We start from the raw sequence: 15,086 nt of genomic DNA, 5'->3' as shown, positions 1-15,086 counted from the left end.
CAAATACAGAAGAACACTGGATATAATTAATTGCTTCTTAGCCGATTTTTGATACTTAAAAAAACTACACGCTATAGCGGGTGTTAATCTCCAAAAAAACTCATAATTACTAAACGTAGATGTTCTTATATTTCCGAAGAAACCATAGGACCAATGATCGTTTGTACTTAAAATAGTGCTAATACTTATAGCTTTATTTTACTTCAAATGTTGTTTTTTCATTGCCAACTTGAATTGTGTATATACCTTTTGCTACGTAATACTTATCATTTTTAGCCTTATTAATAGTAATACTAGAGTTTTCTTTGAGCAATGATTTTCGGCCTTTTTCAGTAATAGTTAAATCGTATATTGTGTAATTATAGCCTTTGTCTGCTTTAACTGTTAAGTTGTTTAATAATGCTCCTTTTTCAGAATAAATTTTCATTGTTTTTTCTTCGGAAACATTAGAATAAAAAGTGACGTCTATTTCTGGCTCGTAAGCATCAAACCACTTACTCCATGCACTTCCCCAACGTGAAGAAAACCTAATGTCATTACTCTTAAATAGAGTTGTATTTTTAGACTGCATTTCAGCATTCATTTGTTGCAATGGTGCAATGTCTGTTTGGTATATGCTTCGACCATGTGTTCCAATTAATAAGTGCTTTGCTTCTGGTTGAATCACAATATCATGGACTGCAACATTTGGAAGTCCGTTGCTAAATGCTTCCCAATTGTTTCCATTATTGAATGAGATATAGGCGCCATTATCGGTTCCTAAATATAAAATGTTTTCATTTTCAGAATCTTCTCGTATCACATTAACTGGTGATGAAGGAATATTAGAGCTAATGTCTGTCCAAGTTTCCCCATAGTCATCACTCATATAAGCGTAGACCTTAAAATCATCAAAACGGTAACCGTTAAGTGTTGCATAAACCCTTCCTTTTTTGTGCTTTGAAGCTATAACACGACTTACCCAGAGATCTTTTGGTAGTGTTTTTGAGATGTTTCTCCAATTGCCACCGGCATCATTTGTAAGGTATATTAATCCATCATCACTGCCCGTGTAAATTAACCCGAATTGAAAAGGAGATTCACTAATTGAAGTTAACGTACCATAAGCCACATTTCCTTTTTTACCTCCATTAGTGAGATCACCAGAAATAGCTGTAAAATCTGTTCCTTGATTCATGGAACGCATCAATTTATTTCCACCTAGATATAAAATATCTTGATTGTGAGGAGAGAGTAAAATAGGTGTTTGCCAATTAAAGCGATACGGTGTTTCTCCTAATTTATGCTTTGGTTGGATATAAGTTTGCTCTTCAGTTTTTAGATTAAGTCTGTAATAGTTTCCAAATTGGTAACCCGTATAAACGACGTTATGGTCTCTACTATCAATTTGAATTTGCATACCGTCTCCACCCATAATGCTTTTCCAAGGATATTGTCCAGTTTGATGCCAGCTTTTATCTTCGGGAGCACCAAAAGCACCTTTCCAAACACCATTATCTTGTAAACCTCCATAAACATTATAAGGTTTTTCATTGTCTACATTAATAGCATAAAACTGTCCAACCGAAGGGGAGTTATTTTTAATCCAATTGTCACCATCATCATAGGTAATGTTTACACCACCATCATTACCATTGATGAGGTGATTAGGGTTTTTAGGATTGATCCAAAGTGCGTGATGATCTGCATGCACATTTTCTGCACTAATCGACGTGTATGTTTTACCACCATCTTTAGATTTAACTATCGGTACACCATAAATATAAATATTGTCTGCATTGTTAGGAGCGACATAAATATGTCCAAAATAATAACCGTAACTGTAATAAATATCATCTAAATAATCGTCATGCGTTTTTTTCCAAGTAATACCGCCATCTGTGCTTTTATAAACTTCGGTTCCAATAACAGGCGAATCAAATAACATAAAATTAGCGTCTTCAAGATATTTGGAGAGATCAATGGGCTCAACGTTGCCACTTCTCACCATTTGTTTTACGTTTTCTGCTTTGTATTTTTCTTGAAACCCATTCATTTTCAAGTATTCATTTAATCTTTTGTCCTCTAACTTTAGAAAAGTATCAGTTGTCATCGTTTTGAAATCATCTTTTGACAACATGTTTGAGCTTTCCTTTTTTTCTTCTGAAGGTCTGCGAAACTGACTATCATGAACTGCATAAACAATATTGTTATCATATACTGCTAATCCAATTCTACCAACACCTTGACCAGTTGGAAAACCACTTTTTTCAGTAGAAACTTTAGTCCAAGTAGTCCCTGCATCTGTGCTCTTATAGATGGCAGAGTTATTCCCACTCCCATCAAAATTCCATGCTTTTCGGTTTTTGGTCCAAGACGATGCAAACATTACATTGTAGTCGTTTGGGTTGGTTTGGACATCTATAATTCCGCTCATATCGTCAACAAATAATTTTTGCGTCCAAGTTATTCCGCCATCGGTTGTTTTATAGATACCTCGTTCTTGGTTTGCAGAGTACAAATGACCAGTCACACCAATAACAACTTCATCAGGATTATTAGGATTGATGAGAATGCGACCAATATGATGAGAATCTTTGAGTCCCATGTTTTTCCAAGTCTTACCGTTATCTGTGGATTTTAAAATCCCAATTCCTGCGTAGCTAGAGCGTGATGCGTTATTTTCTCCTGTACCGACCCAAATAGTTTTGTTTTTCCAATTTACAGCGAGATCTCCAACATTTTGGGTTTGAGATGTATCAAGAATAGGTGTGAACGTTGTCCCATTATTAATAGTGTGCCAGACACCACCAGAGGCATAGCCAACATAGAATTCTGTTGGGTTTTCTGGGTTAACTGCTAAATCAACAACACGACCACTCATTACTGTTGGCCCTATGTTTTTAAACGCCACATTTTTTACAAGTGATTGTTTTGATAACTCTTGTTTTTGTTGGAGCGCTTCTTCAATTTCTGTTGCTTTAGAATCCTGTTGTTGAGAATTTAGCGATAGTGAACATAAAATCAGAAAACTAAATAGTAAATTTTTTTGCATCGTTGATAGGGTTAGAATTATGGGACTAAAGATACTAAATATGAGTTATGATTCCTCCGAAGAAAAGAAAAAGGTATCCAACACATAATTGAATACCTTTTTTAATAATGTTTATATAAAGTGATTATTCTATAACTAATTTTTTGCTGATAGTTTGTGAATTCACAGTCATCATAACAAAGTATAATCCTGTATTAAGGGCACTTACATCAAAAGTATTTAGTCTATTAGAATCTTGTAGCATTTTAGTAATTACTTGTCTTCCTTGTGCATCATAAATAGATATTTGCTCTAATGTTAATGATGGCGCTATAGAAATATTCAAGCTATTTTTTGCGGGATTTGGATACATGGCAATGTTCTCTAATAGAGAAACATCATCTACTCCAAGTGACGAACATTCTGAGGCGATCATTGCTCCCGTGCCACAAGCGGGACTATTAATATTTCTATCCATAACATCGGCTGCTCCAGCCAAATCGCTAGCACCAAGATCTCGACTATTTTGAGAATTGGCAATTGCAAAATGCATAACCTCACCTGGATTGATAATATGTGCCAATAGATGTGCATGCCCTAACTCATGAACAGCTACACTTTCAAAATCAATTTCAAGTCCAGTCGCTGTTCCAGGACCAAACTCCCAAGATAATGCTGAAAAGTCACCTACAAATGCGTCGTTAAACACCATGTCTAATTCGTTCACTAAAACATCTAGTCCTCCTGGAGAAGAAGGGTTGCTACAAGCAGTAAATCGAGTTGTTGTTCGACCTAAAACACCATTGGGTAATTCAGCACCATCATCAAAACGAATGACATTAATATCGTCATCGGCAATAATATCTACAGCTGTTACCGCTCCAATTTCCCAATTGATTCCTGTAGTGCAAACCCAAGAGTCAAACGCTCTTAGAAATGATGCATTAGCAGCTGTATTAGCATTAAATTCTGTATGCATTTGCCAAGTATATCCTCCATTTCCGTTAAGATTAAAATGTTGTGATTGGAAATCACTGGCAGGATTTCCTGGGTTAATCTGAGAGTAAAAAACAGTAAGTGTCGCGCTAGATGTAAGTGTAATTGAAGTTGATGTGACAACTTGTAAATCTCCAGTACCTGCTCTAGAAGGAACTTCAATCACTATTTGAGTATCATTCCAGCTTATCACTTGCGAGTCTAAGGCTGTAAAGTATTGACTACCTCCAAAATTAGCGTCTCTAAAATTAACCGTTCCTTGTGTGTTTCCAAAACCCACGCCATTTATGGTTAACAAATCCCTTACACCACCATTTAAGGTCGTCGGAGAAAAATTTGTGATTTGTGCTGATCCAGCAACATTGCGATTTATAATGTTGTTATTATAAATATCTTGAGCATCAAAGCTCGACATTTCTATTACAGATATATTATTTGTTAATGATCTAATGTCATTATAGAAGGTTGTGGTAATCCCTTGTTTACTCATAAAAGGATTATAAACAGTATTTGTAGATAAATCATATTTATAAAACCCTTGGGAAGAGGCAAAAGGTTTAAATTTAGTTTGAGAGGTCCCATTGCTAATTGCAACATTATTGCTATGAAGCATAAATACACCAATGTCTCCTACTTTAATTGATAAGCTAGGAGTGACAACTTCAGAGTCATTGCCTACTGCTCCTCCAGGAGTAACTACCTCTATGGTTTCGGTAAGTACTTGGCCTTTAAATACTTTGTAAACCTCAATGGTATGTACTGTATAAATATTGCGTTGATTGTTATCCCAAAATGATGATTTTGAAAGGACTTTACCTTCAATAATTTGTGAAGATGATTGTACTTGGGTGCTTAATGGAACTTCCACCATAAGTTCTTGAGCAAATGATTTGACTGTCATGGCTATAGATAAGAATAGCGCTAATAACATTGTAGAGCATGTCGTTTTATTCATGGTATGGAATTGAATTATTTTTAAAAGGGTGTATTTCCTCTCAAATATAACAATTTACCGATAATTCGATAAAATTGCTTAATCTAATTACCTTTACATTATAAAATTACAGCCATGAAATATCACAAAATAGATAGTAGTCTCTTTATCAACAATCGTCATAACTTTATTTCTAAAATGAAACCCAATAGTTTAGCGGTTTTTAATTCTAATGACATTTATCCAATAAGTGCAGACAGTACAATGCCTTTTGCACAGCATCGTGATATTTTTTATTTAAGTGGCGTTGATCAAGAAGAAAGTGTCTTGGTTTTGTTTCCCGATTGTCCAAAAGAAAATCACAGAGAGGTTCTATTCTTAAAAGAAACGAATGAGCATATTGCAGTTTGGGAAGGTGAAAAACTGACCAAAGAAGCCGCATTAGACACTAGCGGTATTAAGACCGTGTATTGGCTCAAAGACATGGAGAAAATCATGTTTGAGCTCATGACACAATGCGATACCGTTTATATAAATACCAATGAACATTATAGAGCCTCTGTAGAAACCGAAACTCGCGAAGACCGTTTTACCAAATGGCTAAAAGATAAATACCCTGCGCATAGTGTCGCAAAAAGCAACCCTATTTTACAACGTTTACGCTCTGTAAAAGCTCAGGTTGAAATTGATTTGATGCAAAAAGCATGTGATATTACAGAAAAAGGCTTTCGTCGCGTATTGAATTTCGTGAAACCAGATGTTTGGGAATACAATATCGAGGCAGAATTTATGCATGAGTTTTTAAATAACCGCTCTAAAGGGTTTTCTTATACACCAATTATTGCATCGGGTAAAAACGCAAATGTGCTTCATTATATAGAAAATAATCAACAGTGCAAGGCTGGTGAACTTATACTTATTGATGCAGGTGCCGAATATGCCAATTTTGCTAGTGATATGACAAGAACGATACCCGTTTCAGGTCGTTTTACTAAACGTCAAAAAGACGTGTATAATGCCGTTAACCGTGTTAAGAACGACGCAACAAAAATGCTCACACCAGGAACACTTTGGGCGGAGTATCATGTTGAGGTTGGACATTTAATGACTTCAGAATTATTAGGACTTGGGCTATTAGATAAAGCCGATGTGCAAAACGAAGATAAAGATTGGCCAGCTTACAAAAAATACTTTATGCATGGAACTTCACATCATATAGGGTTAGATACACATGATTACGGTATGCTAACAGAACCAATGCAAGCCAACAACGTATTTACCGTAGAGCCGGGGATTTATATTCCTGCGGAAGGTTTTGGGATTCGTTTAGAAGATGATTTAGTAATTCAAGACAAAGGAGAACCTTTTAATTTGATGCGCAATATCCCAATTGAAGCTGATGAGATTGAAGATATTATGAATTCTTAAATTAGTTTTTGATAAAAATTTGAAAGCCTAAATATTTGATTTAGGCTTTTTGTTGTTGCTAATCTTCGTAAAGTTGGTTATTAGCCGTTGGATTTAATAATCCAATACCCAAACAAGCCACTAAAGCAGGCAATACCCATCCTAAGCTAAACTGAGTTAAAGGAATATATTCTGTGATACGTTTCAATCCTTCCGAAGGAGAAATAAAACTAACTACATCTGGAATACTAAAGATAAAGGTAACAATAACAACTGCTCTAAATACCAGAGGTGTTGAAAATCGTTGGGGAAGCACATTGAGTAAAATTAAAACGATCGTGATTGGATAAATAAATAGAAGCACTGGTACTGCAACAATGATGATAGAATTGAAATCTAACTGTCCAACAATGATTCCAAATACACTAGCAATAATTGCTGTAACGATGTAAACCAATTGTGAATTCTCAAGTAAGCCTTTAAAATAATCTGCTGTACCAGCAATGATTCCTACTGCGGTAGTAAAACAAGCTAGAGAAATTAAAATGCTTAAAACGGTATTTCCAAAGCCACCTAGAGAGGCGATACTAATTTTCCTAAGTAAATTTGCGCGTTGCATATCGCTAGATAATTCGTCATTGATATTTATTTCTGATCCGTAGTACGCACCAACCGAAATGAGTCCAGCATAAATGATAAATAGTCCAAAACCTGCAATCCAACCTGACTTTGCAATGAGTGTTTTTTTCTCTTCAAAACTGCCTTTATTTCTAAAGTTAATAGATATAATGATGACTGCGCCAACAACGACAGCACCAATGGCGTCAAAGGTTTGGTAGCCCTCTAAAACCCCTTTAGCGATAGGTGTATCAAATTGGGATGCAGAGGTTAACATTTCCGAAGAGAAAAGTCCGATGCCAATCACCAAAAGCAACATAATCACAATTAAAGGTGTTAGAAATTTACCGATGAATCCTAATATTTTTGAACGATTAAGAACAAATACCAATACTAAAGCAAAATAAATAGCACTTGTCCACAATGGGTCTGAACCAAATATGGGAAATATAGCAATTTCATGAGTTGCTGCTGCAGTTCTAGGTGACGGAATTGCAACTGCAATCACGTAAATAAGAATGCAATAAATAAGACTAAATTGAGGAGACACCTTTTTTCCGAAGTCATATAAAGTACCCTGCAATCGTGCATGAGCTAGAATACCAATAATGGGGATTACTACAGCAGTGACCATAAAACCTATAGCAACCCAAAACCAATTTTCTCCAGCATTGTAGCCTAAAAGTGGTGGTAATAATAGATTTCCTGCTCCAAAAAATAGAGAGAATAATCCAAAACTAGTAATGAGAAGTTCTTTTCTAGAATTCAATTAGTTGGTCTTTTTAAGATTGAGATCATGAAAATCAAAACTGAAATCTGTAATTGGCGCAATATAACTCATGGTTGCGCCAGTTGCGTTTCCTGTTTCGTCAAACGTAAAATGTACAAAAACATCTGCATCATAACTTCTATTATTCCATTTAGCGACAAAAGTTGTGGCATTAAAAGGCAATAACTCGCCTTGCAAATTAGGGGAACGCTCACAGGTTATAGTGTAGCTTTTCTCGTTGTGAGAGATGGTAATAGTGCCAAACCAATCATCTCTATAAGTGCCAGTAATTTGATAGGGTTTTGGTGAATTTTTGTCTTTAGCTGCTAGAGCTACTTTAGCGTACACTGCTTTTTTAATACTATCATTATAAGTGATGTAATTGGTGTTTCTATCACCATAATTTTTGAGCCAATTTCTATCGTCGTAGCCCAAATAGCTGTCTTTTACGGTGTTTGTAATCGTATTAAAAGCTGCGCCTACCATTTGATTAGTAAGTACCACGATGGCTAGATTTAAATCTGGAATCATCGTAAACTGCGTTACAGTACCAAGCAATCCACCAGTATGATAAACCTGCTTGTGACCACCTTTTACATCTGTCAAAAACCAACCTAAACCATAACCTTTAAAATTAGAATCATAAGAGTCATTTTTTTTCACGCTTAAAGGCGTTTGCAATTGCCAAAGTTCATGCAACTGCTCAGTGCTTAGGAGTCTTTTTTCTTCGGAAGTGACTCCGTCATTCATTAAAAATTTTGCCCAAGTTAACATGTCTGGAACGTTACTTATAATCCCTCCAGCTGGGTTTGCAGTTGCACTCCAGTCATGCGGAATTTGAACAACTTCACCGTCTGTTCTGGTATGCGCATCAATAATATTAGATCGATCTATTACACGATTATAAGACGCCTTACTATTGGACATGCCAACAGGTTTCATTATTTTAGTCTCGATAAATTCTTCCCAAGATAAACCGCTAACGCGTTTTAGGACTTCACCAGCGATGATAAACATGTTGTTATTATAGGCAAATTCACTACGAAAAGAACTTTTAGGCTCTAAATATTTTACATTTGAAATCACATCATTGACGTCAAAGTTGTTTCCTTCGGGAAAAAACATTAAATCTCCAGCACCTAGAGCCATTCCGCTGCGATGTGTCACTAAATCTCTTACTGTAAACGCTTCAGTTACCCAAGCCTCATATAATTTGAATTCTGGGATGTGTTTACGTACTTTATCATCCCAATTAAGTTTGCCTTCGCCTACCATCATCGCCAGTGCAAAACAGGTAAACCCTTTACTATTTGAAGCCACACCAACTAAGGTGTTTTCATTCATGTCTTTTTTATTTGTAAGTGAGCGTACACCATGGCCTTTGGCATAGATTATTTCTCCATTTTTTAAAATACCAACAGAAATCCCAGGAACATCAAACGTTGTCAGTGTTTTTTTTATAAGTTCATCTAACTGTTGTTCTTCAATTTGAGCATAAGTGTTAAAGCACGAAAAGAGTACAATAATGGCAAGACATTTTTTTAAAAGCATAAGATGTACTTTATAATAGTTATGGTCAAATATACTAAATACTTAGGTTCAAAATCTATTCAAATATTATCTTTGTCACTATGGTTTTACAGTATAAGGGGGTTCCTGTTTATTATGAAGATGAAGGTCAAGGTGACGCTATCATTTTATTGCACGGCTTTTTAGCTAACTCAACAATGTGGAAGGATATTAAGCCTCTATTTGTAAAAAACAAAAGAGTTATTTGTATTGATTTGTTAGGACATGGTCAAACAGATTGTTTGGGCTACAGTCATACGATGACAGACATGGGAGATGCTGCATTAGCAGTATTGGATCATTTAAAACTTAAAACATATAGTTTAATTGGACACTCCATGGGTGGATATGTGGCTCTAGCTATTGCGGAGAAAAACCCAAAGGCTATTTTATGTGTATGTCTTATGAATTCTACCTATCACGCAGATGATGAAGAGCGCAAGGCATTGCGTAAGAGAGCGAATATAATGATTCAGACTAATTTTGAAAGTATGGTAAGGATGTCTGTAGCAAATTTATTTTCTTCGGAAAGTAGAGTAACTCATAGAAAGGATATTGACAAGGCAATAGATGAGGCTTTAAAAACGGTACCACAAGGCTATATCGCAGGTCAAGAAGGGATGCTTTTAAGAAAAGATAAGTTTGATTTTTTTAAGAATTTAGACGCTCATAAACTTATCATTATTGGAAAAAAAGATCCTGTTATTGACGGAGAACTCATTATAAGTGAAATTGAAGACACAGATATTCAATATAAAGAATTATCATATGGTCATATGAGTTATATTGAAAATAAATCGGAATTATCTTACTTAATTAAGCATTTAATCGAATTTACACACTTATAAACGTTTTAAGTTGCTTTTTTTTATAAATTTATGGTCCTCAAACTAAACTGCCATGAAAAAAGCTATTACAAAGACTACGAGTCCATTAAGAATTTATTGCGATATTTTTGGTCATAATTACGAGATGACTAAAAAAGTAACCTCTCACGTTAAAGAATATACCTGTAAATGTTGTAAGCGTCAGCTAACTACAAACAGTAATGGTAAGCTCACAGAGCTCACGCCAAAATATGAAGAGATTAATATCATTTTAGCAGACATTTATACACGAAGAATGTCACGTTTAAAGCAAGAATCATTCAGTTCATCGATTTATTAAGGTAAAACCTTACGTTAGTATTTAGTTTTCATATATTTAGGAATCCTCTAAAATTAATATCTAATATCAACATAAGATGAAAAGCCTCTACTGCTCATTTTTTGGACATCAATATGAAGTCTCAAAAAATGTTACCTATCACGTAAAAGAATACAAATGTTCTCATTGTAACACTCAAGTTACAACAAGTGGAAATGGTCATTTAACACCTCTAACTCCAAAATATAAAGAAATCAATTCTGTCTTATCCAGAATTCACAATAGAAGAGTCGCTAGAATAAAACAAAACGGAAATTTAAAAACACATGAAGATGTGGTTTTAAATTTCACGCCTCATTTCTCATAGCATTTCATTTGTATAAATATCTATTGTAAAATTAGTAACAGTACATACTTAGTAATAGTTTAACGCGATAAATTTTTAACTTTTATTCGTTTTGAGTATTATTAAAAATACCTAAAACTCTTAAATCTTGAAACATTTATTTTGTAAGTTTTTTAATCACGAACTAGTCGTTAAGGAAAACGTAACTCAGATTGTCAAAGAATATAATTGTATTCGTTGTCATAAAGAATTTACGACGAGTGATACAGGAAAGACAATTCCTTTAACTGATAGGCGTAAGGAAATTAATAGAACCCTAAGGCATCTTTATAAAAAGCGCTTAAAATTCAAAAAATCTTATTCTTGATTTTCTAAAGAGTTCCATCCTTTCGCTATAATTGGTACTGATTGTTCATCTCGAGTGATTAAATTCATACCTCTAGCTTTTTCTGTTATATAACCTATTACAGTTATGTTTGGGTTGCCTTTTATTTTTGGAAAGTCTTCCTGAGAAATCGTCATTAATAACTCATAATCCTCACCACCATTTAAGGCGATTGTAGTACTGTCAATATTAAATTCTTCACATGCCGAAATAACTTGTGGGTCTAAAGGGATTTTATTTTCATAAATGGCTACACCAACCTCGCTTTGTTTGCAGATGTGCATGATTTCAGATGAAAGGCCGTCGCTAATATCAATCATTGACGTTGGTTTAACCTCTAATTTTTTAAGAAGCTCTATAATGTCTCTTCTTGCTTCTGGTTTTAACTGTCGCTCAATAATATACGCGTAGTGATCTAAATCTGGTTGATTCTTTGGGTTTACTTTAAATACTTCTTTCTCGCGCTCTAAAACTTGTAAGCCCATATAGGCAGCACCAATATCTCCAGAAACAACAACCAAATCATTTGGTTTTGCACCACTTCGATATATCACGTCTTTTGCATCAATCTCACCAATAGCAGTAATAGAAATAATGAGACCAGTAGTTGATGAGGTTGTATCGCCGCCAATAACGTCTATGTCATAAATTTTGGCAGCAGTTTCAATTCCAGCATATAGCTCCTCTAAAGCTTCTAGAGGAAATCTATTAGATACAGCAATAGAGATTGTAATTTGAGTGGCACTAGCATTCATGGCATACACATCACTTAAATTCACCATTACAGCCTTGTAGCCTAAATGTTTAAGGGGCACATAGCTTAAATCAAAATGCACATGTTCTACTAACAAATCTGTAGTGACCACTAGTTGTTTAGATTTAAAATCTAAAACTGCAGCATCATCTCCAATACTTTTAATTGTAGATTTTTGGTTGATTTCAAAGTTTTTGGTTAGATGATCTATAAGGCCAAATTCTCCAAGTTTTTCTAATGCCGTACGTTGTTGATTTTTATCTTCTATCATGGTGCAAAAATAGGCAGCTTTTTTGTAGTAAGGTATAGATTTAAGGTATTTTTAAGGCGAATAGAAATTTTAAAATATGTATTTCAACGAAAAAAAATGTGTTTAATCGGTATTTTTAAAAAAAAGAGTTACTTTAGTCTTCCCAAATCTTATTAACCTACTATGCAAAGAACTACTACTAATCGGTTGTTGTGTTCCATTTTTGGACATAACCTAAGGTATACCTCAAGAAAAACAAAAAAAGCACATGTATTAGCTTGTGTCACTTGCCAGTCTAATCAAGACGACTGCGATCTTGATAATTTAAATATGTATCCTTTTAAAAATAAAGAAATTAGAACCGCTTTACAGGAACTTTTTATTTTACAAAGTCAGTATTCTCGAAGGCACATTTCCGTGTAAAAAATCAACATTATTTTATTCCTTTTAACTGATGCCAGATTAATTTTTATGCATTACAATTTCTTATGCAGTCATTTACTAATATTATGTTAGGACGTATGGTAAAAATAGACTTATGTCGTATGTTTGTACTCTATTTAGACAATATCTATATAACAAATGATAAAAGTATCAGAAACAGCTAAAAAGAAAGTCATTGAACTAATGACAGACGAAGGTTTTAACGCTATTTCAGACTATGTACGCGTTGGTGTCAAAAGTGGAGGATGCTCTGGCCTATCGTACGATTTAAAGTTTGATAATGAGCAAAAGGAAGATGATAAAGTCTTTGAAGATAATGATGTAAAAATAATCGTCGACAAGAAGAGTTTTCTATATTTAATAGGGACTACTTTAGAATATTCGGGAGGTTTAAATGGGGCTGGATTTGTATTTAACAATCCTAATGCCAATAGAACTTGTGGTTGTGGAGAATCATTTTCACTTTAATTTTAATAATAAACTCTAAGCATGATTAAATATACAGAGGATGATTTAAGAGAAGAATTAAAAACCAAAGAATATGAATATGGTTTTTATACTGATATAGAATCTGAAACATTCCCAATAGGTTTAAATGAAGATGTCGTGAGAGCAATCTCAAAAAAGAAGGAAGAGCCAGAATGGATGACAGAATGGCGATTAGAAGCTTTTAGAATTTGGAAAGAAATGACTGAGCCAGAATGGGCTAATGTACATTATAAAAAGCCAGATTTTCAAGCGATTGCCTATTATTCTGCGCCAACAAAAATGGACCCAAATAAAACATTGGATGATGTAGATCCAGATTTACTAGCAATGTATAAAAAATTGGGTATCTCTGTTGATGAGCAAAAGAAGATGAATAATGTAGCAATGGATATTGTTGTAGATTCAGTTTCTGTAGCAACAACATTTAAAAAGACTTTAGGAGAGAAGGGAATCATTTTTATGAGTATTTCTGACGCTATCAAGGAGCATCCCGAATTAGTGAGAAAATATTTAGGAACTGTTGTTCCTCAGAAAGATAATTTCTATGCCGCTTTAAATAGCGCCGTTTTTAGTGATGGAAGTTTTTGTTACATACCAAAAGGCGTTCGTTGCCCAATGGAACTCTCTACGTATTTTAGAATCAATCAAGCAGGAACTGGTCAGTTTGAAAGAACACTGCTAATTGCAGATGAAGGTAGTTATGTGTCATACCTAGAAGGTTGTACAGCACCTAGTCGTGATGAGAACCAGTTACATGCAGCAGTTGTAGAATTGATTGCCTTAGACGATGCCGAAATTAAATACTCTACAGTACAGAACTGGTATCCAGGAAATGCTGAAGGTAAAGGTGGTGTTTACAACTTTGTAACTAAAAGAGGTATATGTGAGACAAACGCAAAAATTTCATGGACGCAGGTAGAAACAGGAAGCGCGGTAACTTGGAAATATCCATCTTGTATATTAAAAGGGGATAATTCTGTAGGAGAGTTTTACTCTATTGCAGTGACTAATAATTATCAACAAGCCGATACGGGTACAAAGATGATTCACTTAGGGAAAAACACAAAATCTACGATTATTTCTAAAGGGATTTCCGCTGGGAAATCGCAAAACTCATATAGAGGATTAGTGCAAATAAGCTCAAGGGCAGAAAATGCTCGTAATTTCTCTCAATGTGATAGTTTGTTAATGGGTAATGAGTGTGGCGCTCATACGTTTCCTTACATAGAAGTAAAAAATAAATCTGCTCAAATAGAGCATGAAGCTACGACTAGTAAAATTGGTGAAGATCAAATTTTCTATTGTAACCAAAGAGGTATAGATACTGAAAAAGCGATTGCTTTAATCGTTAATGGATTTAGTAAAGAGGTACTTAATAACTTACCAATGGAATTTGCTGTTGAAGCTCAAAAATTATTAGAGATAAGTTTAGAGGGATCTGTAGGCTAGAAACCTATTCCCTTGACAATGGGACTCTTTAAAACTTAGGTTGAAGTTTAATTAATAAGACTTCCATTTTCATGGAAGATGACTATGAAAAAAGCATTTTTAATACTTATAGTCTTTGCAGTAACGTTAAGCTGTAAAGGTGAGAAGAAATCAGAAGCTGAGGCGACTGCTGACAATCAAACAATCGTGGCTGAGGATGGTAAAACAATAAAGCAAAGCGATGGGTTAGTTGCAATTCAAGGTGATTTTATTTATTACGAAGAGGCAGCCGTTTTAAAAACGTCAACAAAAATGTATGGTGTAATTCTCAACGATAAAATGCACGAATTGCAAGGCCAAGTAAAAGCTTTTAAAAAAGAAGATACAGATATGGTTCCTGTGACTATTAGAGGTCGCATGTTTAAAAAAAATCCAAACGAAGAAGGTTGGGAAGATAAAATTGAGATTAAAGAAATTTTGAAAGTTTCGCCTCCTAATCCTGAGGCAAACGATGTTATAAAAATTGGAAACAAATAGT

The 15,086-nt window shown here is 34.6% G+C and carries 12 protein-coding genes; 7 read left to right on the top strand and 5 right to left on the bottom strand.

From position 1 onward, the window contains the following. Positions 1-193: 193 nt before the first annotated feature. The gene (locus H593_RS0107705; RefSeq protein WP_028871920.1) at positions 194-3,034 is read right to left on the bottom strand and encodes a VPS10 domain-containing protein; all 2,841 of its coding nucleotides are present in this window, start codon (positions 3,032-3,034) and stop codon (positions 194-196) included. Between the two features lie 124 nt (positions 3,035-3,158). Next, positions 3,159-4,964 carry a T9SS type A sorting domain-containing protein gene (locus H593_RS0107700; RefSeq protein ID WP_028871919.1) on the bottom strand — a complete coding sequence of 602 codons (1,806 nt, stop codon included), beginning with the start codon at positions 4,962-4,964 and terminating at the stop codon, positions 3,159-3,161. A 114-nt stretch (positions 4,965-5,078) separates the two neighbouring features. On the opposite strand from H593_RS0107700, the gene H593_RS0107695 reads away from it, so the two are divergent. Next, the gene (locus H593_RS0107695) at positions 5,079-6,371 is read left to right on the top strand and encodes an aminopeptidase P family protein (protein ID WP_028871918.1); all 1,293 of its coding nucleotides are present in this window, start codon (positions 5,079-5,081) and stop codon (positions 6,369-6,371) included. 58 nt (positions 6,372-6,429) lie between these two features. Here H593_RS0107695 and brnQ read toward each other — a convergent pair whose 3' ends face one another. After that, positions 6,430-7,737, bottom strand: coding sequence for a branched-chain amino acid transport system II carrier protein (gene brnQ, locus H593_RS0107690; protein ID WP_028871917.1), 1,308 nt, complete (start codon positions 7,735-7,737; stop codon positions 6,430-6,432). Further along, positions 7,738-9,288: a serine hydrolase gene (locus H593_RS0107685; protein ID WP_051229658.1), complete on the bottom strand. Its 1,551-nt coding sequence runs from the start codon at positions 9,286-9,288 to the stop codon at positions 7,738-7,740. 80 nt (positions 9,289-9,368) lie between these two features. Here H593_RS0107685 and H593_RS0107680 point away from each other — a divergent pair, with 80 nt between their 5' ends. The 3 genes from H593_RS0107680 to H593_RS0107670 all read left to right on the top strand — a co-directional run bounded on the left by H593_RS0107680 (position 9,369) and on the right by H593_RS0107670 (position 10,819). Continuing rightward, positions 9,369-10,154, top strand: a complete 786-nt coding sequence (locus tag H593_RS0107680) for an alpha/beta fold hydrolase (protein ID WP_028871915.1) — start codon at positions 9,369-9,371, stop codon at positions 10,152-10,154. Positions 10,155-10,206: 52 nt separating this feature from the next. Continuing rightward, positions 10,207-10,473: a hypothetical protein gene (locus H593_RS0107675; RefSeq protein WP_028871914.1), complete on the top strand. Its 267-nt coding sequence runs from the start codon at positions 10,207-10,209 to the stop codon at positions 10,471-10,473. Between the two features lie 76 nt (positions 10,474-10,549). Further along, a complete protein-coding gene (locus H593_RS0107670; RefSeq protein ID WP_028871913.1) occupies positions 10,550-10,819 on the top strand; it encodes a hypothetical protein in 270 nt (89 codons plus the stop codon). A gap of 336 nt (positions 10,820-11,155) precedes the next feature. On the opposite strand, the gene thiL is transcribed toward H593_RS0107670, so the two are convergent. Beyond that, on the bottom strand, positions 11,156-12,208 hold the full coding sequence (gene thiL, locus H593_RS0107660; RefSeq protein ID WP_028871911.1) for a thiamine-phosphate kinase: 1,053 nt from the start codon (positions 12,206-12,208) through the stop codon (positions 11,156-11,158). Positions 12,209-12,769: 561 nt separating this feature from the next. Here thiL and H593_RS0107655 point away from each other — a divergent pair. From H593_RS0107655 to H593_RS0107645, 3 genes are all read left to right on the top strand, one after another. Next, positions 12,770-13,099 (top strand): HesB/IscA family protein, encoded by a 330-nt coding sequence (locus tag H593_RS0107655; RefSeq protein ID WP_028871910.1) that lies wholly within the window; start codon positions 12,770-12,772, stop codon positions 13,097-13,099. 21 nt (positions 13,100-13,120) lie between these two features. Then, a complete protein-coding gene (sufB, locus tag H593_RS0107650) occupies positions 13,121-14,569 on the top strand; it encodes a Fe-S cluster assembly protein SufB (RefSeq protein WP_028871909.1) in 1,449 nt (482 codons plus the stop codon). Between the two features lie 84 nt (positions 14,570-14,653). After that, positions 14,654-15,085 (top strand): hypothetical protein, encoded by a 432-nt coding sequence (locus H593_RS0107645; protein ID WP_028871908.1) that lies wholly within the window; start codon positions 14,654-14,656, stop codon positions 15,083-15,085. The last annotated feature ends 1 nt before the right edge of the window (position 15,086 follow it).

Origin of the sequence: Psychroserpens burtonensis DSM 12212 (assembly GCF_000425305.1) — a bacterium.
In the GTDB taxonomy this organism is placed as follows: Bacteria; Bacteroidota; Bacteroidia; order Flavobacteriales; family Flavobacteriaceae; genus Psychroserpens; species Psychroserpens burtonensis.
This window is presented reverse-complemented; position numbering and strand designations above follow the sequence as displayed.